Genomic DNA, 24,270 nt, shown 5'->3' on the forward strand with positions numbered 1-24,270 from the left:
ACAGACATGACCCTGATGAAGAAATCCATTCTCGCGCTCTCGGGCGCTTCGCTGCTGGTGCTGACCGCCTGTGAGAACCCCGATGACGGCCAACGCAACACCCGCACCGGCGTGGGCCTGGGCGCGCTGGCCGGTGCCACCCTGGGTGCCATCGTGTCGGATGACGAAGGCAAGGGCGCCGTGGTCGGCGCAGCCCTCGGCGGTCTGGCCGGCGGGGCCTACGGCAACTACCTCGACCGCCAGGAAGCGCAGCTGCGCCAGTCCATGGGCAACCGCGTCGAGATCGTGAATACCGGCGACCGCCTGATCGTCACCATGCCGCAGGACATCCTGTTCGCCACCGACAGCGCCTCGCTGCGCCCGGATCTGACCGGCGACCTGCGCGACCTGGCCGTGTCGCTGAACGACTACCCGCAGACCAGCGTCCAGGTTCTGGGCCACACCGACAACACCGGGGCCGCCGCCTACAACCAGGACCTGTCGCAGCGTCGCGCCGGCACCGTCGCCTCGACCCTGATCGGCTATGGCGTCTCCGCCGGACGCATCCAGGCCATCGGCCGCGGCGAGGATCAGCCGCGCGCGTCGAACCTGACGCCCGAGGGCCGCGCGCAGAACCGTCGCGTGGAAATCGTGATCCTGCCGAACGCCCGCTGAGGCCGGCCCGGGCGGGCTTTCCCGCCCACCCCGCCAAGGACAACGGCCGCGTCCCCTCGGGCGCGGCCTTTTGCATGGGCTACTGGTCCTAACCCTTTGATGACCAAACCGCGCTAGGCTGCATGGCATGTTCTGCGTGCTGCTGACCATCGGCCCGCCGGGCGAGGACTTTCGCCCGCTGGAGGCCTACGAGGCGACCGTTCTGCCATTGCTGGCAGACTACGGCGGCGAAAGGCTGGTCTGCCTGCGCCACCTCGACACGGGCGGCGAAACGCATCTCTACGCCTTCCCGGACGAAGCGGCGTTCGAGCGCTACATGGCCGATCCCACTCGCCGCCGCGCTGCGGCCCCGGTCGACCAGGCGGGGATCACCACCGGCTACCAGCCCGTGGTGATGCTGTGACGTGATGCGGCGGCGGCCTCAGCTGCCGCGATAAGTGCTCATCCCGAAGGGGGAGATCAGCAGCGGCACGTGGTAATGCGCCGCCTCGTCCGAGATGCCAAACCGGATCGGCACCACGTCGAGGAACCGCGGCTCTTCCGGCGCCGCGCCGCTGGCGTCGAGGTAGGCGCCGGCGTGGAACTCCAGCTCGTAGCTGCCGCAGGCGAAATGCGCCGCAGGCAGGATCGGGCTGTCGGTGCGCCCGTCGGCATTGGTCACCATCCGGGCCAATTCGTCCCGCGCGCCATTGGCCAGGCGGTACAGCACGACCTCCATCCCCGCTGCCGGAACGCCTCTTGCCGTATCAAGAACATGCGTCGTCAGGTAACCCTCGGCCATTCCCGACCCCTTTTGCCAAATTCCCCTTGAGCCTCCGTGGGGCGAGCGTCAAAGATGCCCGCGCCCCAGATGCAGACGGAGAGAACCACATGAACCGCTACCCGCGCAACATGATCGGCTACGGCCCCACCCCGCCGGACGCCCGGTGGCCTGGCGGTGCCAAGGTCGCGGTCTCCTTCGTGCTGAACTACGAGGAAGGCGGCGAAAACAACATCCTGCACGGCGATCCCGCGTCCGAGGCCTTCCTGTCGGAAGTGATCGGCGCCACGCCGTGGGAGGGCAAGCGCCACTGGAACATGGAGTCGGTCTATGAATACGGCGCCCGCGCCGGGTTCTGGCGCCTCCATCGCCTGTTCACCGAGAAGGGCATCCCGCTGACCGTCTACGGCGTGACCGATGCCCTGGCGCGCAGCCCGGAACAGGTCTGGGCGATGCAGGAGGCCGGCTGGGAGATCGCCAGCCACGGCAAGAAATGGATCGAACACAAGGACATGCCCGAGGACGAAGAGCGGGCGATCATGCAAGAGGCCATCGCCCTGCATGAGGAAGTGACCGGCGAGAAGCCCGAGGGCTGGTACACCGGGCGCTGTTCCATGAACACGGTGAAACTGGCCGCCGAGCTGGGGATGAAATGGGTCAGCGATACCATCGACGACGACCTGCCCTACTGGGGCGATTTCGACGGCCATCGCACCCTGGTGATCCCCTACACGATGGACACCAATGACATGCGCTTTGCCGGGCCGGCCACCTTTGGCGGCCAGGAAGAGTTCTTCGAGTACCTGAAGGCAGCCTTCGACGAGCTCTACGCGGAGGGCGAGGCGGGATCGGCCAAGATGTTCTCGATCGGGATGCACTGCCGCCTGCTGGGCCGTCCGGGCCGCATTGCCGCGCTGCGCAAGTTCATCGACTACGCCCAGTCGAAGGGCGATGTCTGGTTCCCGCGCCGCATCGACATCCACGACCACTGGGCCGCCGAACACCCCCATGTCACCCCGGCCCTGGTCCCCAGCCAGATGCCCAAGGAGGAGTTCGTGCGCCTCTTCGGTGGGATCTACGAACATTCCCCCTGGGTGGCCGAACGCGCCTGGGAGGGCGAGCTGGGCCCGGTGCACGACCGCGCCAAGGGGCTGTGGAGCGCGCTTGTGCGCGTCTTCCGCCGCGCCGCGCCGGAGGAAAAGCTGCAGGTGCTGACCAGCCACCCCGACCTGGCCGGCAAGCTGGCCGAGGCCAAGCGCCTGACGGCGGAAAGCAGCGAGGAACAGGCGGGCGCCGGCCTGTCGGTCCTGACCGACGAGGAACGCGCCTTCTTCACCGAGGGCAACGCCGCCTACACGGCCAAGTTCGGCTTCCCCTTTATCATCGCCGCCAAGGAGCATACGAAGGCGTCCATCATGGAGGCGATGACCCGTCGCCTGGCCCATGACCGCGAGACCGAGTTCCGGGCCGCCTGCGCCCAGGTCGAGCGAATCACGTACCACCGCCTGAAGGACCTTCTCGCGTGACACGCAGCTACTTCACCCCCAAGGGGGGCCTGCCCGCACAGGGGGAACGCCACTACGATCCGGCGCGCTTTACCACCGCCTATGCGATCATTCCCGGCACCTGCCTGTCGGATATCGTCACCTCCTTCCTGCCCGGCTGGAACCAGGCCCGCGCCTGGATCCTGGCGCGTCCGCTTTCGGGCTTCGCCGAGACCTTTGCCCAGCTCATCGTCGAGCTGGCCCCGAGCGGCGGCAGCGACACCCCCGAACCCGACGCGGGCGCCGAGGGCGTGATCTTCGTCACCGGCGGCGAGGTGGTGCTGACCCTGGACGGGACCGAGCATGTGCTGGACGCGGGCGGCTATGCCTTCCTCGCGCCGGGCGCGGCCTGGTCGCTGCGCAACCGCGGGGACGTGCCCGTTTCCTTCCACTGGATCCGCAAGCGCTACGTGCCCGCCCCCGGCATCGACGCGCCCGAAAGCTTTGTCTCCCACGACGACGCCGTGGCACCGATCCCGATGCCCGACACCGGCGGCGCCTGGGCCACCACCCGCTTCGCCGATCCCAGCGACCTGCGCCACGACATGCACGTCAATATCGTCACCTTCCAGAAGGGCGGGCGCATTCCCTTTGCCGAAACCCACGTGATGGAACACGGTCTCTTCGTGCTGCAGGGCAAGGGGCGCTACCTGCTCAATACCGACTGGGTGGACGTGGAAGCGGGCGATTTCATGTGGTTGCGCGCCTTCTGCCCGCAGGCCTGCGAACAGCTTGGCGATGAGCCGTTCCGCTACCTGCTTTACAAGGACGTGAACCGCCACCCGGAGCTGACCCTGTGACCACGCCCCCGCGGACGATCCGGGCCGAGCCGCTGACAGCCGCCGCCTTCGCCCCCTTCGGCGACGTGCTGGAGGTGACGGAAAGCTACGACAAGCTGATCAATGCGGGGATGTGCGAACGGTATCATGATCGGGCGACGCTCGATTTCGGTCCCGGCGGGCGCGCCGGGATCTCGATCTTCCGCGCCCAGGCGCGCGCCCTGCCCTATACCTGCGACCTGCTGGAACGGCACCCGGAGGGCAGCCAGGCCTTCGTGCCGATGACCGCCGCGCCGTGGCTGGTGATCGTCGCCGCGGACGCGGATGGCCGGCCCGGCGCGCCGCGCGCCTTCCTGCCCGAACCGGGCCAGGGGGTGAATTTCCACCGCGGCACCTGGCACGGTGTGCTTACGCCTTTGGCAGAACCGGGCCTTTTCGCCGTCATCGACCGCATCGGCGACACCCCCAACCTAGAAGAGTACTTCCTAGAGCATCCGTTTACTGTCACGCTCTGACATACGCCTCCGTCAAGAGAGGCCATGTCAGCAACAGGGGAAGTGACAATGACCGAAAGTTCCTTGGGCACCGCGGAGCAGCTCCGCGATCCGAATTACATGCCGCCGATCGGCGACGCCGTTCCGCTGGGGATCCAGCATGTGCTGGCGATGTTCGCCTCCAACGTGACGCCCTCGATCATCATCGCGGGGGCCGCGGGCTTCGGCTTCGGGTCGGACCAGGGGGCGCTCGGCTTCCCCGACATGACCTACATGATCCAGATGGCGATGCTGTTTGCCGGCGTCGCCACGCTGTTCCAGACCATCGGCATGGGGCCGATCGGGGCGCGCCTGCCGATCGTGCAGGGCACCTCCTTCGCCTTCCTGCCGGTCATGATCCCGGCCGTGGCGGGACGTGGCACCGAAGGCATGGCGGCGCTGATGACCGGGGTGGTGATCGGCGGGATCTTCCACTTCTGCATCGGCTTTTTCATCGGGCGGCTGCGCTTTGCCCTGCCGCCCCTGGTCACCGGGCTGATCGTGCTGATGATCGGCCTGGCCCTGCTGAAAACCGGCATCCAGTATGCCGCAGGCGGTGTGCCCCTGGTCGGCCAGCCCGAGTTCGGCACCGCCGCCATGTGGATCCCGGCGCTGGTGGTGATCTTCGTGGCCCTGGGCCTGTCGTTCTTCACCACCGGGCTCCTCTCCGTGGCCTCTGTGCTGATCGGCATCCTGGCAGGCTATGCCGTCGCCGCCGCCATGGGCCAGGTCAGCTTCGGCAACGTGGGCAATGCCAGCCTCTTCGACCTGCCGATGCCCTTCCAGTGGGGCCTCGGCTTCGACCCTGCGATCATCATCGGCATGTGCTTCATGGCGATCATCTCGGCCATCGAGACGGTGGGCGACACCTCCGGCATCACCAAGGGCGGCGCGGGCCGCGAGGCCACGGATCGCGAGATCGAGGGCGCGACCTTTGCCGACGGTTTCGGCTCCGCCCTGGCCGGGGTCTTCGGCGGGCTGCCCAACACGTCCTTCAGCCAGAACGTCGGCCTGATCGCCATGACCGGCGTGATGAGCCGCCACGTGGTCACCATCGGCGCGGTCTTCCTGATCCTCTGCGGGCTGGTGCCCAAGGTGGGCGCGGTGATCAACACGGTGCCGATCAACGTCCTCGGCGGCGGTGTCATCGTCATGTTCGGCATGGTCGCGGCCTCGGGCATCAACATGCTGTCCGACGTGGTCTGGAACCGCCGCAACATGATCATCCTCGCGGTGTCGCTCTCGGTGGGCTTCGGCCTGCAACTGGAACCCTCGGCGCTGCAGCACCTGCCACGCACCCTGCAGATCCTGCTGACCTCGGGCCTGCTGCCCGCCGCCGGCCTGTCGATCATCCTCAACCTCGTACTGCCCGACGAAACCCCGGAAGAGCACGCCGAGGCCGAGGCGGAGATCGAGGCGCATAGAACCGACGCCGCCTGACGGCCCCGAACCTCGTGCAACGAGAAAGGCGCGCCCCACGGGGCGCGCCTTTGCCTTCGGCGAGAGTATTTTCGGCTGTCGGATAGGCGCAGGGGCGCCCAGTGGCTCAGGTCTGCGGCTCAGATCCGCTCGATCGCCAGCGCGATGCCCTGACCGCCGCCGATGCACATGGTGATCAGCGCCTTCGACCCGCCGATCCGCTCCAGCTCGTAGAGCGCCTTGACGGTGATGATCGCGCCGGTGGCGCCCACCGGGTGGCCCAGGGCGATGGCACCGCCGTTGGGGTTCACCTTGGCTGTGTCCAGACCCAGGGCGCGGTTCACCGCGATGGCCTGGGCGGCGAAGGCCTCGTTCGATTCGATCACGTCGAAATCCGACGCCTTCAGACCGGTCTTCTCCAGCAGCTTCTCCACCGCCGGGATCGGCCCCACGCCCATCACCTCGGGGCGCACACCCGCATGGGCATAGCCCAGGATGCGCGCGCGCGGTTTCAGTCCGGCGGCCTCGGCCGCCGAGGCGCGGGCCAGCACCAGCGCCGCCGCGCCGTCGTTGAGGCCGGAGGCATTGCCCGCCGTCACCGTGCCGTCTTTCTGGAAGGCCGGGCGCAGCCCCGCCAGCGCCTCGGCGGTGGTGGAGGGCTTGGCATGTTCGTCAGTCGCAAACTCGACCTCCTGGCGCTTCACCTTCACGGTGACCGGCACGATCTGCTCGGCGAAATGGCCCGCCGCGATGGCGGCGCCGGCGCGGCGCTGGCTTTCCAGCGCGAAGGCGTCCTGATCCTCACGGGTGATCGTGGTTTCGGCCGCGACGTTTTCCGCCGTCACGCCCATGTGGCCGGTGCCGAAGGGGCAGTTCAGCGCGCCCAGCATCATGTCCAGCGTCTTCACGTCGCCCATCTTGGTGCCCCAGCGTTGCCCCTGGATGATGTAGGGCGAGCGCGACATGTTCTCGGCCCCGCCGGCGACGGCGAAATCGGCATCTCCCAGCATCAGCGACTGGGCGGCGGACACGATGGCCTGCGCGCCGGAGCCGCAAAGGCGGTTCACGTTCATCGCCGGCGTCGTCTCGGGGATACCTGCCTGCATCGCGGCAACGCGGCTGACGTACATGTCGCGCGGCTCTGTGTTGATGACATGACCCATGACCACGTGGCCCACCTGAGCCCCCTCGACGCCCGCGCGTTCCAGTGCCGCGCGGGTGACGGTGGTGCCCAGGTCGATGGGCGAGACACCGGCCAGGCTGCCGCCGAAGGTGCCGATGGCGGTGCGCGCACCGCTGAGAATGACGATATCGTCCATGAGGTCCTCCCGAAGGTGTTTCGGGCAAACCCTACCACCGCACCGCCCCGTGGCGACAGTGACGGTGCGTTATTCGGCAGCCTGCCCAGGGACCAGCGGCACCCGGCCCGCCGATGTCAGAACCGCACATTCGGACCCCTCGAAGGCCACGGCCGACAGGAACCGGGGCCCGTCCGAATGCCCCGCCCCGGTATCGATGTCGACGCGGTTGCCGAAATGGCTCACCTCGTCGACGATGGTGTGGCCATGCACGATCAGCCAGGGATGCGGGCCGGTCTCGGCATAGAACTCGTCCCGGATCCAGACCAGGTCCTGTTCGTCCTGCGCCTCCAGGGCGATGCCGGGCCGGATGCCCGCGTGGACGAACAGCAACGCGTCCCGCTCCGCCCAGAGCGGCAACCCGTCCAGAAAATCCCGGTGCGCCTGCGGCACCTTTTCCCGCGCCTCGGCATGCAGGTCGGCGACGGACCGGTCGGGTCCGGTCGCCACCCCGTAGCTTTCCAGCGTGGCACAACCGCCCAGGCGGTAATGCGTCCAGGGGGCGCCCGACTTGATCGCCGGGTCGTCGAGGCGGGCGCTTTCCAGGAAGCGGCGGAACATGCGGTCATGGTTGCCCAGCAGGACCGTCCAGTTCCGCCCCTCCGCCCGCCCTGCGATCAGCCGGTCGATCACCGCGCGCGTCTCGGGCCCCCGGTCCACCAGATCGCCGGTGAAGATCACCTCGTCCGGCCCGCCCGGCCCGTCGCGCCCGCCGTCCTGCGCAATCCGCGCCAGCGCCCCGTCCAGAAGGTCGATCTGTCCGTGGATGTCCCCGATGGCATAGATGGTCATGAAAGCCTCGTCGCTGCGTCGCGGCAAAAGGATCATCTTTGCCCGCCAATGACCAGCGCCCGGACGACACATTTTCATGACAGCGGATGACAGGCGCCCCGCCCCTGTCTTCACTTCGTCAAAAATACTCCGGGGGGAATTGAGCCGAAGGCTCAAGGGGGGCAGAGCCCCCGACCCCGGCGCCGTCCGCCCCCGAACGGCGACCCGAACGAAAAAGGGCCGCACCCTGCGGCGCGGCCCCTCTCGGAAACAGGGTCAGACGTCGATCAGACGGCAAACTCCAGCGGACGGATCTGCTGGAACAGACCGGTGTCACGCAGCGCCTTCACCGTTTCCGGCTTGGTCTTCTCGTCGAGGTACAGCAGCGCGATCGCCTGCTTGCCCGTGGCCGTGCGGCCCAGGGTGAAGTTGGCGATGTTCTGGCCGTTCTCACCCAGGGTGGTGCCCAGGGTGCCGATCACGCCCGGCACGTCCTCGTTGGTGGTATAGAGCATATGCTCCCCCACCTCGGCGTCGATGTTGATGCCCTTGATCTGGATGAACCGCGGCTTGCCGTCGGAGAAGACGGTGCCGGCGCAGCTGCGTTCACGCTCGGGCGTGACGATGGTCACCTTGATGTAGCCGTCGAAGGTGCCGCCCTTGGACTGCGAGGTGGTCGAGACCTGGGTGCCACGCTCCTTGGCGACGACCGGGGCCGAGACCAGGTTCACGTCCGGGTTGGCCTTCTTCAGGATGCCGGCGATCACGGCGCAGTTCAGCGCGCCCTGGTTCATGTCGGCGGCGACACCGTCGTAGAGGATGTTAATGGCGTTGATCGGCTCATCGGTCAGCTGGCCGATGAAGTTGCCAAGGTGACCGGCCAGGTCGACCCAGGGGCCCATGACCTTGGCTTCTTCCGCGGTCATCGAGGGCATGTTCAGCGCGTTTTCCACGGCGCCGTCCAGCAGGTAGTTCGACATCTGCTCGGCCACCTGCAGGGCGACGTTTTCCTGCGCCTCGGTGGTGGCGGCGCCCAGGTGCGGGGTGCAGACCACGTTGGGCAGGTTGAACAGCGGGTTCTCGGTGGCGGGTTCTTCCTTGAACACGTCGAAGGCCGCACCGGCCACGTGACCGGATTTCAGCAGGTCCGCCAGGGCCTGTTCATCCACCAGGCCACCGCGGGCACAGTTGATGATCCGCACGCCCTTCTTGGTCTTGGCCAGGTTTTCCGCCGACAGGATGTTGGCGGTCTGCTCGGTGAAGGGCACGTGCAGGGTGATGAAATCGGCGCGCTTCAGCAGCTCGTCCAGCTCGACCTTCTCGACGCCCATCTTCTTGGCCTTTTCCTCGCCCAGGAAGGGGTCATAGGCCACGACCTTCATCTTCAGGCCCAGGGCGCGGTTGCAGACGATGCCGCCGATGTTGCCGGCACCGATCACGCCCAGGGTCTTGCCGGTCAGCTCGACGCCCATGAACTTGGACTTTTCCCACTTGCCGGCATGGGTGGAGGCGCTGGCCTCGGGGATCTGGCGGGCCACGGCGAACATCATGGCGATGGCGTGTTCCGCCGTCGTGATCATGTTGCCGTAGGGCGTGTTCATCACGATCACGCCCTTCTTGGAGGCCGCTTCCTTGTCGATGTTGTCGGTGCCGATGCCGGCGCGGCCGATCACCTTCAGGTTGGTGGCGTTTTCCAGGATCTTCTCGGTGACCTTGGTGGCCGACCGGATGGCCAGGCCGTCATACTGGCCGATGACCTCGGCCAGCTTGTCCTTGTCCTTGCCAAGGTCGGGCTGGAAATCCACGTCGATGCCACGATCCTTGAAGATCTGGACGGCGGCGGCGGACAGCTTGTCGGAAATCAGAACTTTGGGGGCCATGTCAGGCGCTCCTTCGAAAGTCGGAATTGGGATCGGGACGGCGCGGGCACCGCGCCGGGGAAAGACTGGGGATGCGGGACGGTGGGATCTCTCCCACCGTCGACCAGCTTAGTCCTGCTCGTCGAGGCAGGCCTCGAAGGCCCATTTCAGCCAGAGCGTCAGGGCTTCCACGTCGGAGGCCTCGACCGTGGCACCACACCAGACACGCAGACCGGCGGGGGCGTCGCGATAGGCGCCGACGTCATAGGCCGCGTTGTAGTCTTCCAGCTTCTTGGCGACGGCCTTGGCGAACTTCGCCGGATCCTTGATGCGATCATCGGTGAACTTCAGGCAGACGGAGGTGTTCGAGCGCGTGGCATCGTCCTCAGCCAGGTTCGCGATCCAGTCGTTGCGATCGCAGAAGTCCCACAGGATCTTGGCGTTGGTGTCCGCCCGCTTCATCAGGCCATCCAGGCCGCCGACCTTCTTGGCCCAGTCCAGCGCGACGAGGTAATCCTCGACCGCCAGCATGGAGGGCGTGTTGATCGTCGCGCCTTCGAAGATGCCGTCGATCAGCTTGCCGCCCTTGGTCAGGCGGAAGATCTTCGGCAGCGGCCAGGCGGGGGTGTAGCTTTCCAGACGCTCGACGGCGCGGGGCGACAGCACGATCATGCCGTGAGCCGCTTCGCCGCCCATCACCTTCTGCCAGGAGAAGGTGGTCACATCCAGCTTGTCCCAGGGCAGGTCCTGGGCGAAGGCGGCAGAGGTGGCGTCACAGATGGTCAGGCCGGCGCGGTCGGCGGGGATCTTGTCGCCGTTCGGCACGCGCACGCCCGAGGTGGTGCCGTTCCAGGTGAAGACGACGTCGGTGTCGAAATCAACCTCGGCGAAATCCACGATCTGGCCGTAGTCGGCGGTCTTCACCTCGGCGTCGATCTTCAGCTGCTTCACCACGTCGGTGACCCAGCCGGAGCCGAAGGATTCCCAGGCAACCATGGTGGCCTTGCGTTCACCCAGAAGCGACCACATGGCCATCTCGACGGCGCCGGTGTCGGAGGCGGGCACGATGCCGATCTTGTACTCGGCCGGAATACCCAGGATCTCGCGCGTGGTCTCGATCGCCGCCTTTAGCTTTTCCTTGCCGACCTTGGCACGGTGCGAGCGGCCGAGCGGAGCGTCGGCGAGCATGTCCAGAGTGTAATGGGGGATCTTGGCGCAAGGGCCAGAGGAAAAACGCGGATTTGCCGGCCGCGTGGCCGGATGCTTGTCAGTCATAATGACTTAACCTTCCAGATAAGCGCCCCTCGTTGGGGAGGGGTGTCCCACCGCCGCATATACGGAGGATTCGGGCCCCGCGCAATCACGCAGATGTCGCATCCCGTCCGCATCGGGTCGCATTTTCGGCAAATCGGGCGCCCCGTGACGCCTATCGGAAACCCGGTCTCCCCACCGGGATCGGGCCCGCCGGGCGGCCCGGCATAGCTCGAATGGGCATTGATACATCTTCCACCCTTGTTTTTCCGGGCCGCGTGATAAGCTGACCCTGCGTCAATAGCGCGCAGCCACCGCAGTCACGCTCGACAGGTATCGGAGGAAGCCCATCCATGCGTTTGCCCAGCCAAAGCCTATCCACCCTCGCCGGGGCCCTGGCCCTTTCCGCAACCGCCCTTGCCGCCGAAACCCCGCTGGAACGCGGCGCCTACCTGGTGGAAGGGCCCGCCGCCTGCGGCTCCTGCCACACGGCGCCCATGCCCGGGGCCGCGCCGCTGGCCGGGCGGACCCTGGTGGAGCCGGCCTTCACCGCCGAGGTGCCCAACATCACCCCGGGATCGCGCATCGCCGACTGGTCCGACGCGGAGCTGGTGCGCGCCATCCGCGAGGGTATACGCCCCGACGGCTCCGTCATCGGCCCGCCGATGCCCATCATGCTCTACCGGCACCTGTCGGACAGCGACGTGACGGCCATGGTCACCTACCTGCGCACCGTCCCGGCGGTGGAGACCAAGTTCAAGGCCTCGACCTATCCCTTCCCCCTGCCGCCCGCCTATGGCCCGCCGATCGATAGCGTCGCGGATGTCCCGCGCGAGGTCAGCGTGGCCTATGGGGAATACCTGGCGGGTCCCGTGGCCCATTGCCTGGAATGCCATTCGCTGAAGGACGGGATGCCCGATCTCGACGGGCATCTGGGCGGGGGCGGCCATACCTGGGAAGGCCCCTGGGGCGTGTCCGTGGCGGCCAACCTGACCAGCCACGAGGACGGGCTGGCCGACTACAGCGATGCCGAGATCGCGACGATGATCACCCAGGGCATTCGCCCCGACGGGTCGCAAATGCACCCGCCGATGTCCTACCGCCACTATGCCTACATGACCGAGGACGACGTGGCGGCCCTCATCCTCTACCTGCGGACCCTGCCGCCGATCCCCGACGGCGGCTGACGCGCGAACCGCTGGCCTTCGCCCCGCCGCCTGTCCTATAGCGGCGGAGAACCCAAGGAGGCCGCGCCATGTTCACCGTCACCCTGCTGACCGCCCCCACCTCGCCCGCGCTGGACACCGCGCTGGTGACCGCCCTGCGCAATGCCTGGGCCGGCGGAGAAATCCGCGTGCTGGCCGATGGCGAGGCGGCGGAGTTCCCGGTGGACAGCGCGCCCGCGAACTTCGAGGAGACCTGGGCCGAGCTGCAGAAACAGGGTGTCGACCTCTGCCTGCAACCGACCGCAGGGCGGCGCAAGAAGATGCTTCTGGCGGATATGGATTCGACCATGATCCAGCAGGAATGCATCGACGAGCTGGCCGACGAGGCCGGGGTGGGCGAGCGGGTGAAGGACATCACCGCCCGCGCCATGAACGGCGAGCTGGATTTCGAGGGCTCCCTGACCGAACGTGTCGGCCTGCTGAAGGGGCTGCCGGTCTCGGTCATCGACCAGGTGCTGGCGACGCGCATCACCCTGATGCCCGGCGGTCCCGAACTGCTGGCCACGATGAAGGCGACAGGTGCCTACTGTGCCCTGGTCTCCGGCGGATTCACCATGTTCACCGCCCAGGTCGCGGCCAGGCTCGGCTTCGACGAAAACCGCGCCAACACCCTGCTGACGACGGGAGACACCCTGTCGGGCGAGGTCGCCCGCCCGATCCTGGGGCGCGAGGCCAAGGTCGAGGCGCTGGAGCAGATCACCGCGAAGCTGGGCATCACCGAGGCCGAGGTGCTGGCCGTGGGCGATGGCGCCAACGATCTCGGCATGCTGACCCGCGCGGGCGCGGGCGTGGCGCTGCACGCCAAACCCTCCGTCGCGGCGCAATGCCAGCTGCGGGTGAATTTCGGCGACCTGACCGCGCTGCTCTACCTGCAGGGCTACGCGCGGGAGGACTTCGCGGCGCCGGCCGCCTGATCTTTCCCTGCCGGACAGGCGGCACCGCGCCGCCTGTCCGGCAGGGCGCGGGCGACAGCCTTGCCCGAATCGCGGAAACCGCGTCCCCTTCCGCCTGCGCATCGCAAGGGAGGACGCCATGCCCCGCTACCTGCTGATCTACAAGGCCGAGACATCCCAGACGCCGCAAACCCCGGAGGCCGCCGAGGAGGCAATGGCCGCCTGGGGCGCCTGGATGGAGACCCTGGGCCCCAAGCTCGTCGATCCGGGCAATCCGGTCGGCAAAAGCTGGACGGTGACCGCCGAGGGCGCACGCGAAGGAGGCAACAAGCCCCCGATCATGGGCTATTCCATCCTGGAGTGCGACACGCTGGAGGAGGCCTGCGCCCTGACCGCCGAAAACCCGATGGTCGCGGGCGGCGGCGAGGTGGAGGTCACCCCCCTGGTCGAGATGGACATCTAGGCCGCGGCCCCGGTGATCCGCCCAATGCTGCGCCACTGCCGCCCTCGGTCGGGCTTCGCTGCGCGCCCTGTCATTGCCGCGCCCCGCCCGAGGGCCTAACCCTTGGCGCAGATTTGAACGGACGGGACTCCGCCGCCATGGCTTCCGAAACCACCATCACCTCCGGCGCCCTCAGCGCGCGCATCTCCAACCTGGGCGCCGAACTGCAAAGCCTGACACACGAGGGGACGGAACTGCTGTGGCAGGGCGACCCGGCCTATTGGTCGGGGCGCGCGCCGCTGCTCTTTCCCATCGTCGGCCGCGCGCCAGGTGACGAGATCGCGGTGGATGGCGCCCGGGCAACGATGAACCAGCACGGATTTGCCCGCCGCAGCCACTGGATCCTGGCGCGGCGCTGCGAAGCGGGCTGCACCCATATCCTCGGCGACACCCCTGAGACCCGCGCGGTCTATCCCCGGTCCTTCCGCCTGACGCAAAGCCACGCGGTGAGAGGCGCAACCCTGTCGGTGACGGTCGAGGTGGCCAACACGGGCGCCGCCGCCCTGCCCTTCGGCCTGGGGTTTCACCCCGCCTTCGCCTGGCCTCTGCCCGGCGCCACCGGCCCGGCGGAGATCCGGCTGGACAATGGCGCGGAACCGGCGCTGGCGCGGCTGGATGGCGACGGGTTGCTGGCCCCCGAGGCGCTGCCCTCGCCCTTCAGCCGCGGGCGACTGACCGTCACCCCGGATCTCTTCGACGCCGACGCGATGATCTTCCCCGAAGGCGCCGGATCGGGCCTCAGCTATTCCGCCCCCGGCGCGCCGCGCCTGTCGTTCCGGTTCGACAACTGCCCGGCCCTTGGGATCTGGTCGAAGCCCGGCGGCGCCCCCTTCCTGTGCATCGAACCCTGGCCTGGCCTGGCCGCCCGCGCAAGCAGCGGTCCGGAGATCGCCGACCGCCCGCTGTCCCAGACCCTCACGCCGGGCGAAGCAGCACAGTTCGGCTGGTCCGTCACGGTGGGATGATACGCCTACCTGCGAATGAGACGCATTATTAACCTCATGTTTTTGTTTGACTTTCTCCGGGCGGACGCCCATTTGACCGCCACGGGGAGTAGCAACCCCCGGGGCTGACCCCGGGTGGAGGCACGTCAACATTCTCGCGGCTCATCCGCGTGGCGTGCCTGGCCCACTCCGGGGCCTTGCGAGACCGTGGCGCGGCGATCCGAAAGGGCGGGATCGTGGTGCCGCCGGCCTGTCCGGCTCTCCCCCGGTCCGCGCGAAAGTCAGATCCCATGACCCCGATCACCATCGGCATCCTGGCCGTTTCCATGTCCATCGACGCCTTTGTCGCCTGCATCGGCAAGGGCGCCGCGCAGCGCCCCGTGGGCCTGGGTCCCGCCTTGCGCACCGGCGCCATCTTCGGCGCGGTGGAGGCGATCACCCCGCTGATCGGCTGGGGCGCGGGCGTCGCCGCCAACCGCTATGTCGAGGCGGTGGATCACTGGATCGCTTTCGCCCTGCTGTCGGCCGTGGGCCTGCACATGCTGTTCCAGGCCCTGTCGCGCGACAGCGAGGCCGCCCCGGCGCCCTCGTCGCTGTGGCACACGGTCCTGACCGCCGTGGGCACCTCGATCGACGCCATGGCCGTTGGCGTGTCGCTCGCCTTCCTGCAGGTGAATATCCTGGTCATTGCGATCATCATCGGCCTGACCACCATGACGCTCAGCACCTCGGGCCTGCTGGCCGGTCGCCTGCTGGGCCGCCGCTTCGGACGGATGGCGGAGATGCTCGGGGGTGTGGCGCTGATCGGTCTGGGCGGCTCGATCCTGCTGCGGCACCTGGGCGCCGCCTGAACGGCGCCCAGCGGTTTCATCAGACCAGATCAGGCGCCGTAGGGCACCCAGACCGTCTTCACCTCGGTGGCCTGTTCCAGGAAGGCGCGGCCCTCGGCCGTGTCCCAGTCGGTGACCAGACCGTTGTTGACCCAGGTGCGTTTCAGGCTGGCCGCGCTTTCCCGTTCGATCACCGCGCTGATGTCCGAGGCGGAGAAGCTCCAGACCGCGTCGATGTCGAAATGCTGCGCCATGGTCGGCGCCAGCTCGGCGTGCGAGCCGGTCAGGATGTTGACCACGCCGCCCGGCACATCGGAGGTGTCCAGCACCTGGTAGAAGTCGGTGGCGGTCAGCGGCCCGGCCTCGCCTGCCACCAGCACCACGCGGTTGCCCATGGCGATGGCGGGGGCCAGGACCGAGATCAGGCCCAGCAGCGGCGCCTCATCCGGGCAGAAGGCACCGACCACCCCAACGGGTTCGCGCACCGCCAGGGCCATGCCCCGCATCGGCACCTGCCGCAGGTCGCCGCCGAACTTGTCGGCCCAGGCGCCATAGCTGAACAACCGGCTGACGGCGGCCTCGACCTCGGCCTTGCCGCCCTTGCCGGTGACCGCGTCGATACGCGCGGCGAACTCCTCCGCCCGGGCCTCCAGGTTCTCGGCGATGTAGTAGAGGACCTGGGCGCGGTTATGCGCCGTGGCCCCCGACCAGCCAGCGGCCCCGCGTGCCGCCTCGACCGCGTTGCGCAGATCCTTGCGGTTGGCGATCCCCACCTGGCCCAGGGCCTTGCCGCCCTTGCCGAAGACATGGCGCACATAGCCGCCATCGGGCCGCGCCTGCTTGCCGCCGATATAGAGCTTCGCCGTGCGGTCCAGCCCCTCGGGCAGTTCGGGTTCGCCCACCACCGGGGCGGCGACCTTCAGCGCCTTCCGCTTCGCGGCGGGCTTGGTGTAGGCCTGAAGCCCTTCCCAGCCGCCCTCGCGACCAAAGCCGCTTTCGCGCACCCCGCCGAACCCGGCGGCGGCGTCGAACATGTTGGTCCCGTTGACCCAGACGACCCCCGCCACCAGCTTCGGCGCCACATCCAGCGCCACGTTGACGTTTTCCGACCAGACCGAGGCCGCCAGCCCGTAGCGGGTGTTGTTGGCCAGCGCGACCGCCTCCGATGGCGTGCGGAAGGTGGTGGAGACGAGGACGGGGCCGAAAATTTCCTCCTGCATCAGCGGATCGGCGGGCTCCAGCCCCTCGATCAGCGTCGGCGGGTAGTAGCAGCCCTCGGGCGCCGTGCCTTGCGTCACCACGCCACCCGATCCGGCGACCAGCCCCTTGATGCGGGCCAGCTGTTCGGGGTGGACGATGGCGCCGACGTCGATGCATTTGTCCAGCGGATTGCCGACGCGCAGCGACTGCATCCGCAGCTTCAGCTTCTCGTGGAACCGCTCGGCCACGCCTTCCTGCACCAAGAGGCGCGACCCGGCGCAGCAAACCTGCCCGCCGTTGAACCAGATCGCATCCACCAGCCCCTCAACGGCCGAATCCAGATCGGCATCCTCGAAGACGACGAAGGGCGACTTGCCGCCCAGCTCCAGCGTCAGGCCCTTGCCTTGGCCTGCGGTGGCTTCGCGGATCTTGCGGCCCACCTCGGTCGAGCCGGTGAAGGCCACCTTGTCGACGCCGTCATGGGCGACCAGCGCGGCGCCCACGACCCCGTCGCCGGTGACGATGTTGACCACGCCCTTGGGCAGTCCGGCCTGGCGGCAGATGTCGGCAAACAGCAGCGCTGTCAGCGAGGTCCATTCGGCGGGCTTCAGCACCACCGTGTTGCCCATGGCCAGCGCCGGGGCGATCTTCCAGGCCAGCATCAGCAGGGGGAAGTTCCAGGGCACCACCTGGCCGCAGACGCCCATGGCGGCGCGGCCCGGCAGTTCCGCCTCCATCAGCTGGGCCATGCCCGCGTGATAGTAGAAATGCCGCGCCACCAGGGGCACGTCGATGTCGCGCGCCTCGCGAATCGGCTTGCCCGAATCGAGGCTTTCCAGAACGGCGAAAAGGCGGGCGTGTTTCTGCACAAGCCGCGCCAGGGCGTAAAGGTGCCGCGCGCGGCCCTTGCCGCCCAGCCTCTCCCAGCCGTCCTGCGCCTTGCGCGCCGCGGCCACGGCGGCGTCCACGTCGGCGGGGCTCGCTTGCGTCACCTGAGCCAACACCTCGCCGGTGGCGGGGTTGATGGTCTCAAAGGTGTCGCCGGGGGTGGTGAACTCGCCATTGATGAAGGCACCGAACCGGCTGCCCTGATCGACGATCCAGGCCAGTGCGTCACCGGCGGCTTCGGGGGCGGGGCCATAGTCCATGGTCTCGAAAATGTCCTTGATGCTCATATCCCAACCCTCAGCTTGCGGCGTGGCGCCAGGCGGCCGAATAGGCGCCGGTCACGTGATGTTCCAACTGCCGCTCGATATCGCCAAGCAGCGAAGAGGCCCCGAAACGGAACAGGTCGGGCCGCAGCCAGCGGTCGCCCAGTTCCTCCTTGATGAGGGAGAGGTAGACCAGCGCGTCCTTGGCCTTGCTGATGCCCCCGGCGGGTTTGTAGCCGACGCGGATGCCCGTGCGCTGATGGTAGTCGCGGATGGCGCGGATCATCACCAGCGACACGGGCAGCGTGGCGTTGACGCTTTCCTTGCCGGTGGAGGTCTTGATGAAATCTGCGCCTGCCATCATGCAAACGAGGCTGGCGCGGGCGACGTTCTGCAACGTGCCCAGTTCACCCGTGGCCAGGATCGCCTTCACGTGGGCCTCGCCACAGGCGGCGCGGAAGGCCTTCATCTCATCATAAAGGGCCTGCCAGTTGCCTTGCAGGACATGGCGGCGGGTGATGACGATGTCGATCTCCTCGGCCCCGGCCTTCACGCTTTCGCCGATCTCGGCGACACGCAGGGGGAAAGGCGTCAGGCCCGCGGGGAAGCCGGTGGAGACGGCGGCGACGGGAATGCCCGAGCCTTGCAGTGCATCATGCGCCGTGGCGACCATGTCGTGATAGACGCAGACCGCGCCTGTGGTCAGACCGGGCAGGCCGATGGCCTCCAGCAGGTCGGCGCGCACCGGCTGGCGGGCCTTGGCACACAGGCGCCGCACGCGGCCCTCGGTGTCGTCGCCCGCAAGGGTGGTCAGGTCGATGCAACTGATCGCACGGGCCAGCCAGGCCGCCTGATACTCCTTCTTGACCGAACGCCGCCCCGGCAGCGTGACCGCGCGTCGTTCGATGGCCGAGCGATTGGCACGGGCCGACAGGACCCAGTCCATGTCCAGCTCCATCCCGGGGTTTCGCATCGCATCGGCGGTGTCGATGGTCTGGGGCAGTTGCGCGGGGCCATTGGTGGACCGCGCCTGTCCCTCTGTCGTGCTCTGCATGGCAGACCTCCTGAGCTTCGTCCCGACGCGCGCCCCGGGTCCCCGTCCCGCGACGCCGCCGCTGCCGGGGCGGGCCCGGACGGCCCGATCTTGCTTCCCGGCAATACCTTGCGGATACAACTTTGGCCCGGTCCTGTCCACGACGGGCACCCGCCCGGCGCGCTGCCCGGGCGTCAGCCGCGTGAGGATCAGCTGGGGTGAACAAAAGCCTTGGCCAGCGCGCGGAACCCCTCGCGCAACAGCGCATCCTCGGCGGTTTCGGTCACCGGCACGTAAAGGCCCTGAAGCGCGGCCAGATAGGCGCGCGACAGCGGCACCTGACCCACGAGCATGGCCTGCTGACCCAACCAGAGGCTCTTGGCGGCGGCCATCTCGGCGCCCAGGAGCAGGCCAAGCGCCTCTGCCGGGCTGGCCTCGGCCAGCTCGAAGGGCAGCGCATCAGCCCGCGCCAGGGCCTCGTCGAGGCCCTGCGGGCGTTCCTCGACACAGCCCAGGGCCTTGGCCAGCCGTGGCGTGGCGCTGGCGCGCAGGTGGATGGCCTCGCCGGCCGACAGGGTGACCCAGAGGGTTTCGCGCACGCCGGGCAGCACGGCCAGGCCGTCCCAATGGGGGTTGAGCGTCTGGAAGCCCAGCAGGCGCAGGCGTTGCCCGGCGGTCAGCGCGCCCAGGGGCGGCAGGTAGATCCCGTCGGGGGCCTTCTGCATCTGCTCGGGCATCAGCTTGCCCGGCAGGTCGTTGCCCGGCACGCCGGGGGCACCCACCAGGATCCGCGCCTCGGGGGCGCAGGGGTGATCTTCGGTCACCCCGTCCGGGCCCCAGGCGCGGGGCGTGCCGATTTCCTGTCCGATCCAGCTCATGCCACCGTGATAGGGCGCGCGAGACCGGATGGTCAATCAATTGCCGCAGGCGCGGGCCTAGCCGTCGCCCAGGTAGCGCCGCAGCCCGGGCGGCGGATCGGCCAGCAGGGCGGCGGTCGGCGCAGGCGGCGCGGCGCGGCCCTCGTCCACCAGCACGATCTGATCCGCGATGCGTTCCGCGTCCTTCGGATCATGGCTGACCATCAGCAGGGTGGCGCCGGTTTCCGCCTGCAACTCCGCCACCAGCGCCAGCATCTCGGCGCGCAGGGCCGGGCCGAGCGCGGCAAAGGGTTCATCCAGCAGCATCAAGGGCCGCGCCTGCACCAGCACCCGGGCCAGTGCAGCACGACTTTGCTGGCCGCCCGACAGCTCCGCCGGGCGCCGCTGCGCCATGCCCTCCAGGCCGACCCGTTCCAGCGCGCGTTCGATCCGGGCGCGGCCTGCGGCATCGACCCGGCCCCGGGGCGAGATGCCGAGGGCGAGGTTGCGCATCAGGTTGAGGTGGGGAAAGAGATTGCCGTCCTGGAACAGCATCGCCACGGGCCGCGCGCCAGGGGCCAGCCGGTCAATGCGCGCGCCGTCCCACAGGATCTGCCCCGCCACCGGATCCAGGAACCCGGCAATGGCGCCCAGCAGGGTCGACTTGCCCGCCCCCGACGGCCCCAGCACCGCCACCCGGGCGCCGGCACCCAGGGCGAAATCGGCCGACAGGCGGAAATCGCCCTGCATCAGCTCCACCTGTTTCAGGTGCAGCCCATCTTGCTCAGGCATCGCGCCCTCCCATCCGGTCGAAGACCCAGAAAATCCCGAAGGACAGCCCCAGCAGGACCAACGCCGCGCCCCAGGCGGCCTCGGTCCGATAGGCGCCCATCAGGCGATACATCAGCAGCGGCAGGGTTTCACGGTCCTCGGTGCCGAAGAGGGTGATGACACCCAGATCGCCCATCGACAGGGCGGCGGCGATCCCGGCGGCGAAGCCCAGCGGGCCACGAATGCGCGGCAGGATCAGCCAGCGCAGGCGCGACAGGCCCCGCAGCCCCAGCTGATCGGCCAGCCGCCCATGATCGGCCTCGGCCCGGGCCCAGGCGGGCGCCAGGACCCGCAGGCAGAAGGGCAGCGCCATCAGCACGTTGACCAGCAGCGTGACGGGCAGCGCGGCGCGGGCGGGCGGCATCACCGGGTTCAGGATCAGGAAGATGCCGGTGCCCAGCACCAGCGAGGACAGCGCCAGCGGCATCAGCCCCACGCCCTCGGCCCAGCGGGCCATGGGGGCGGACAGGGCACCGGCCAGCGTCACGGTCAGCGCGGCACAGCCCAGCGACACCACCAGCGAGTTGCCAACGGCGGGCCATGTGCGCGCCGGAAGGTCGGCCAGCCCCGGCAGCCCCTTCAGCACCAGCGCGACCAGGGGAAGCACGACGAAGAGCCCCGCCAGGACGAGCCACAGGGCATCGGCCCCGCGCCGCCAGCCGCCCGGCGCATCGCGCCGCTGGCTCGCGCGGTCCAGCCCGCTGCCCGAGCCGTCCATCCGTGTCAGCCACAGGGACAGAACGGCAGCCCCGGCCACCAGCCCCGCCTGCATCAGCGCCAGCACAGCGGCGCGGCCCAGGTCGGAATCGAACAGAAAGGCCTGGTAGATCGCCAGCTCCAGCGTCGTGGCCGCAGGCCCCCCGCCGAGGATCAGCGCGACCGAGAAACTGCCCAGGCAGATGGCAAAGATCGCCGCCAGCGCGCCGGGCACCGCCTGGCGCAGCATGGGCCCCTCCAGCAGGCGGAAGACCTGGCCGGGCGGCAGGCCCAGCGTCGCGGCCAGACGGAAGCGTTCCGCCGGGATCGCCTGCCAGCCCTGCAACAGGATGCGCACCGCCAGCGGCAGGTTGAAGAAGACATGGGCCAGCACCACCCCGTGCAGCCCGTAGATGCGCCAGGGCCCCAGCCCCAGGGTGCCGGCGGCGGCATTCAGCCAGCCGCGCGCGCCGAAAACGGCCAGCAGACCCATCACCGCCACCGCCACCGGCAGCAGGAAGGGCGCCCCGGTCAGGGTGATGAACAGCCGCCGCCCGGCAAAGCGCCGCCGCGCCAGCGCCCGCGCCACCGGCACCGCCAGCGCCACCGACAGCACCGCCGACAGGCTGGCCTGTTCCAGGGTGAACCACAGCGCCGACAGATCGGCGGGGCCGGGACGTACCCCGCCCCCGGCTGCGCGCAGGATCGCCGCCAGCGGCAGCGCCAGCATCGCCAGGACCAGCGCGGCCCCGGCGAGGCCCGCGCCGCGACTTAGCGCGCCAGCGCCGCGCGCCATTCCGCCAGGGCCTCCTCGCGCAGGGCATCGGCCTCACCGGCCTCCAGCAACAGCGCCTTGTCGGGGGTCACGATCTGCTGGAACCCCTCGGCCAGACCGCCCTCGGGCAGCACGACGGGATACATCCAGTTGGTTTCCGGCAGCACGCCCTGCGCCTCGGCGCCCAGCAGGTACTGCAGGAACTGCTCTGCCAACTCGGGCTGATCGGAGGCCGCCAGACGGCCCGCGATCTCCACCTGCATGTAATGTCCCTCCTCGAAGGGCAGCGCGACCTTGCTGTCGTCGCCCTCGGCGATGATGTGGTAGGCGGGCGAGGTGGTGTAGCTGAGGACCAGATCCGCCTCGCCATCGAGGAACAGGCCATAGGCCTCGGACCAGCCGGGCGTGACAGTCAGGATGTTGTCCGCCAACCCTTCCCAGATCTCGCTCGCGCGGTCGCCGTAGGCGGCCTTCACCCACATCAAAAGGCCCAGCCCGGGGGTGGAGCTGCGCGGATCCTGTATGACGATCGACAGGTCACTGGCGGCCAGCGCCTCGAAGCTGGTCGGATGCTCTGCCCCCGCCTCGCCGACGAAGGCGAAATAGCCCCAGTCGAAGGGCACGAAATCGGGATCCTCCCAGGGGATCGGCAGGTCATATTCGGCGCTGGCCTCGGTGGGGGCGAACAGCCCCGTCGCCCGCGCGCGGGCCATCAGGGCGGTGTCCAGCCCGACGACCACGTCGGCCTCGGACCGCGCGCCCTCCAGCCGGACGCGCGACAGCAGCGCGGCGCCGTCGCCCACGCCGGTGAAGACGACATCGCAGCCGCATTGCGCCTCGAACCCTGCCTCGATCTGCGGGCCGGGGCCCCACTCGGAGGTGAAGCTTTCATAGGTGTAGACGTTCAGAACGGGGGTCTCGGCCACGGCTTGCGTGGCCAGCAGACAACCCGTGGCAAGTGCAAGATGCTTCATTGCATCCTCCTTTCTGCTACGGGCGGAGAACGCTCCGAGACAGCCTGTGCATCACGCATTCCCGGCTGTCCGACCATCCCTCCGCCGGTATTAACCGGATCAGGTTCAACGGGTTCGCATCACGCATCTCAGTCCTGCGCACATCGGCCAGGACACCCCGAGGTAGCCGCGACACTAGTGGCACCGGCGCCCTGCTGCAAGCGGGCGCAGAGGGCGCCGGGCGGCGCGGAATTGCGCGGCGCCAGCGGATCGGGTAACCGGGACGCAACCAGCCCCGGAGCAGCCCCATGTCCCTGAACACTTTCGGCCACCTCTTCCGCGTCACCACCTGGGGCGAAAGCCACGGGCCCGGCCTGGGCGCCACCGTCGACGGCGTGCCCCCGGGCATCGACGTGGACCCGGAGCTGCTGCAGTTCTGGCTGGACCGCCGCAAGCCCGGCCAGTCGAAATACACCACCCAGCGGCGCGAACCCGACCAGGTGGAGATCCTGTCGGGCACCTTCGAGGGCAAGACCACCGGCACGCCCGTCCAGCTGATGATCCGCAACACCGACCAGCGGTCCAAGGACTATGGCGACATCGCCGAGAAGTTCCGCCCCGGCCACGCCGACATCACCTATTTCCAGAAATACGGGCGGCGCGACTATCGCGGTGGCGGGCGCAGCTCGGCGCGGGAAACCGCGGCCCGCGTGGCCGCCGGCGGTCTGGCCCGCGCGGCCCTGGGCGCGCTGGCCCCCACGGTGGAGATCAAGGGCTACATGACCCAGATCGGCCCCCATGGCATCGACCGCGCCAATTTCGACGCCGAGCAGATCGACGAGAACCCCTTCTGGTGCCCCGACGCCACGGCGGCGACGGAGTGGGCGGCGTACCTGGATGCGCTGCGCAAGTCGGGCAATTCCGTCGGCGCCATCGTCGAGGTGGTGGCGCGCGGCGTGCCCGCCGGCCTCGGCGCGCCGATCTACGGCAAGCTGGACACCGACCTGGCGGCCGCAATGATGTCGATCAACGCCGTGAAGGGCGTCGAGATCGGCGAAGGCATGGCCGCCGCCATGCTGACGGGCGAGGAAAACGCCGATGAGATCTTCCTCGGCAACGATGGCCAGCCGGTCTATTCCTCGAACCACGCCGGCGGCATCCTCGGCGGCATCTCGACGGGTCAGGAGATCGTCGTGCGCTTCGCGGTGAAGCCCACCTCGTCGATCCTGAAGACCCGTCAGACGATCACCAAGACGGGGGAGGCGACGGACATCATCACCAAGGGCCGCCACGACCCCTGTGTCGGCATCCGCGCCGTGCCCGTGGGCGAGGCGATGATGGCCTGCGTGATCCTCGATCACCTGCTGCTGCATCGCGGCCAGGTCGGCGAGGCTGGCGGTCGGATCGGCCCGCAGCTATAGGGGGACGAACCGGGGGGAACGAACAGGCAC

The 24,270-nt window shown here is 68.8% G+C and carries 23 protein-coding genes and 1 riboswitch; of the genes, 12 read left to right on the forward strand and 11 right to left on the reverse strand.

Annotated elements, in window-relative coordinates; genetic code table 11:
- Positions 1–6 precede the first annotated feature (6 nt).
- Positions 7–654, forward strand: a complete 648-nt coding sequence (locus tag CVM50_RS08255; RefSeq protein ID WP_085889680.1) for an OmpA family protein — start codon at positions 7–9, stop codon at positions 652–654.
- Between the two features lie 127 nt (positions 655–781).
- The gene (locus tag CVM50_RS08260) at positions 782–1,057 is read left to right on the forward strand and encodes a hypothetical protein (RefSeq protein WP_085889679.1); all 276 of its coding nucleotides are present in this window, start codon (positions 782–784) and stop codon (positions 1,055–1,057) included.
- A gap of 18 nt (positions 1,058–1,075) precedes the next feature.
- On the opposite strand, the gene uraH is transcribed toward CVM50_RS08260, so the two are convergent.
- On the reverse strand, positions 1,076–1,435 hold the full coding sequence (gene uraH / locus CVM50_RS08265) for a hydroxyisourate hydrolase (protein ID WP_085889678.1): 360 nt from the start codon (positions 1,433–1,435) through the stop codon (positions 1,076–1,078).
- Positions 1,436–1,524: 89 nt separating this feature from the next.
- On the opposite strand from uraH, the gene puuE reads away from it, so the two are divergent.
- Genes puuE through CVM50_RS08285 form a run of 4 tightly spaced genes read left to right on the forward strand, consistent with a single transcriptional unit; the run spans position 1,525 to position 5,710 of the window.
- Complete coding sequence (gene puuE / locus CVM50_RS08270; RefSeq protein WP_085889677.1) at positions 1,525–2,940, forward strand: allantoinase PuuE; 1,416 nt, start codon at positions 1,525–1,527, stop codon at positions 2,938–2,940.
- Entirely contained in the window at positions 2,937–3,758 is an 822-nt protein-coding gene (locus CVM50_RS08275; protein WP_085889676.1) for a bifunctional allantoicase/(S)-ureidoglycine aminohydrolase, read from the forward strand. The genes puuE and CVM50_RS08275 overlap by 4 nt, the downstream gene beginning before the upstream one ends.
- The gene (locus CVM50_RS08280) at positions 3,755–4,252 is read left to right on the forward strand and encodes an ureidoglycolate lyase (protein WP_085889675.1); all 498 of its coding nucleotides are present in this window, start codon (positions 3,755–3,757) and stop codon (positions 4,250–4,252) included. Before CVM50_RS08275 ends, CVM50_RS08280 begins: the two co-directional genes overlap by 4 nt.
- Before the next feature lie 48 nt (positions 4,253–4,300).
- Positions 4,301–5,710 (forward strand): uracil-xanthine permease family protein, encoded by a 1,410-nt coding sequence (locus CVM50_RS08285; protein WP_085889674.1) that lies wholly within the window; start codon positions 4,301–4,303, stop codon positions 5,708–5,710.
- Between the two features lie 119 nt (positions 5,711–5,829).
- On the opposite strand, the gene CVM50_RS08290 is transcribed toward CVM50_RS08285, so the two are convergent.
- The 4 genes from CVM50_RS08290 to CVM50_RS08305 all read right to left on the reverse strand — a co-directional run bounded on the left by CVM50_RS08290 (position 5,830) and on the right by CVM50_RS08305 (position 10,952).
- Positions 5,830–7,008, reverse strand: a complete 1,179-nt coding sequence (locus CVM50_RS08290) for an acetyl-CoA C-acyltransferase family protein (protein ID WP_085889673.1) — start codon at positions 7,006–7,008, stop codon at positions 5,830–5,832.
- A gap of 69 nt (positions 7,009–7,077) precedes the next feature.
- Positions 7,078–7,839: a metallophosphoesterase gene (locus CVM50_RS08295; RefSeq protein ID WP_085889719.1), complete on the reverse strand. Its 762-nt coding sequence runs from the start codon at positions 7,837–7,839 to the stop codon at positions 7,078–7,080.
- A gap of 266 nt (positions 7,840–8,105) precedes the next feature.
- The gene (gene serA, locus CVM50_RS08300; protein ID WP_085889672.1) at positions 8,106–9,698 is read right to left on the reverse strand and encodes a phosphoglycerate dehydrogenase; all 1,593 of its coding nucleotides are present in this window, start codon (positions 9,696–9,698) and stop codon (positions 8,106–8,108) included.
- Between the two features lie 108 nt (positions 9,699–9,806).
- A complete protein-coding gene (locus CVM50_RS08305; RefSeq protein WP_085889671.1) occupies positions 9,807–10,952 on the reverse strand; it encodes a phosphoserine transaminase in 1,146 nt (381 codons plus the stop codon).
- A 329-nt stretch (positions 10,953–11,281) separates the two neighbouring features.
- On the opposite strand from CVM50_RS08305, the gene CVM50_RS08310 reads away from it, so the two are divergent.
- The 5 genes from CVM50_RS08310 (at position 11,282) to CVM50_RS08330 (ending at position 15,344) form a co-directional block, all read left to right on the forward strand.
- The gene (locus CVM50_RS08310) at positions 11,282–12,115 is read left to right on the forward strand and encodes a c-type cytochrome (RefSeq protein ID WP_085889670.1); all 834 of its coding nucleotides are present in this window, start codon (positions 11,282–11,284) and stop codon (positions 12,113–12,115) included.
- Positions 12,116–12,183: 68 nt separating this feature from the next.
- Complete coding sequence (gene serB, locus CVM50_RS08315; protein ID WP_085889669.1) at positions 12,184–13,068, forward strand: phosphoserine phosphatase SerB; 885 nt, start codon at positions 12,184–12,186, stop codon at positions 13,066–13,068.
- Positions 13,069–13,186: 118 nt separating this feature from the next.
- Positions 13,187–13,510, forward strand: a complete 324-nt coding sequence (locus CVM50_RS08320) for a YciI family protein (RefSeq protein ID WP_085889668.1) — start codon at positions 13,187–13,189, stop codon at positions 13,508–13,510.
- Between the two features lie 137 nt (positions 13,511–13,647).
- Complete coding sequence (locus tag CVM50_RS08325; protein ID WP_085889667.1) at positions 13,648–14,514, forward strand: aldose 1-epimerase family protein; 867 nt, start codon at positions 13,648–13,650, stop codon at positions 14,512–14,514.
- A gap of 269 nt (positions 14,515–14,783) precedes the next feature.
- Complete coding sequence (locus CVM50_RS08330; RefSeq protein WP_085889666.1) at positions 14,784–15,344, forward strand: manganese efflux pump MntP; 561 nt, start codon at positions 14,784–14,786, stop codon at positions 15,342–15,344.
- Positions 15,345–15,373: 29 nt separating this feature from the next.
- On the opposite strand, the gene CVM50_RS08335 is transcribed toward CVM50_RS08330, so the two are convergent.
- The 6 genes from CVM50_RS08335 to thiB form a co-directional block, all read right to left on the reverse strand.
- Positions 15,374–17,698, reverse strand: a complete 2,325-nt coding sequence (locus CVM50_RS08335; RefSeq protein WP_085889665.1) for an aldehyde dehydrogenase family protein — start codon at positions 17,696–17,698, stop codon at positions 15,374–15,376.
- Positions 17,699–17,708: 10 nt separating this feature from the next.
- Positions 17,709–18,647, reverse strand: a complete 939-nt coding sequence (gene deoC / locus CVM50_RS08340; RefSeq protein ID WP_085889718.1) for a deoxyribose-phosphate aldolase — start codon at positions 18,645–18,647, stop codon at positions 17,709–17,711.
- Between the two features lie 269 nt (positions 18,648–18,916).
- Positions 18,917–19,585, reverse strand: coding sequence for a 2-dehydro-3-deoxygalactonokinase (locus tag CVM50_RS08345; protein WP_085889664.1), 669 nt, complete (start codon positions 19,583–19,585; stop codon positions 18,917–18,919).
- Positions 19,586–19,642: 57 nt separating this feature from the next.
- Positions 19,643–20,356, reverse strand: coding sequence for a thiamine ABC transporter ATP-binding protein (locus tag CVM50_RS08350; RefSeq protein WP_232618191.1), 714 nt, complete (start codon positions 20,354–20,356; stop codon positions 19,643–19,645).
- Positions 20,349–21,887, reverse strand: coding sequence for an ABC transporter permease family protein (locus CVM50_RS08355; RefSeq protein ID WP_085889663.1), 1,539 nt, complete (start codon positions 21,885–21,887; stop codon positions 20,349–20,351). Before CVM50_RS08355 ends, CVM50_RS08350 begins: the two co-directional genes overlap by 8 nt.
- Positions 21,863–22,840, reverse strand: coding sequence for a thiamine ABC transporter substrate binding subunit (gene thiB / locus CVM50_RS08360; RefSeq protein ID WP_085889662.1), 978 nt, complete (start codon positions 22,838–22,840; stop codon positions 21,863–21,865). Before thiB ends, CVM50_RS08355 begins: the two co-directional genes overlap by 25 nt.
- Before the next feature lie 59 nt (positions 22,841–22,899).
- A riboswitch (TPP riboswitch) is annotated at positions 22,900–23,010 on the reverse strand.
- 117 nt (positions 23,011–23,127) lie between these two features.
- Between thiB and aroC the strand changes: the two genes are divergently transcribed.
- Positions 23,128–24,240, forward strand: a complete 1,113-nt coding sequence (aroC, locus tag CVM50_RS08365; protein WP_085889661.1) for a chorismate synthase — start codon at positions 23,128–23,130, stop codon at positions 24,238–24,240.
- The last annotated feature ends 30 nt before the right edge of the window (positions 24,241–24,270 follow it).

This window comes from Pseudooceanicola marinus, assembly GCF_002786295.1.
Classification (GTDB): Bacteria; Pseudomonadota; Alphaproteobacteria; order Rhodobacterales; family Rhodobacteraceae; genus Pseudooceanicola; species Pseudooceanicola marinus.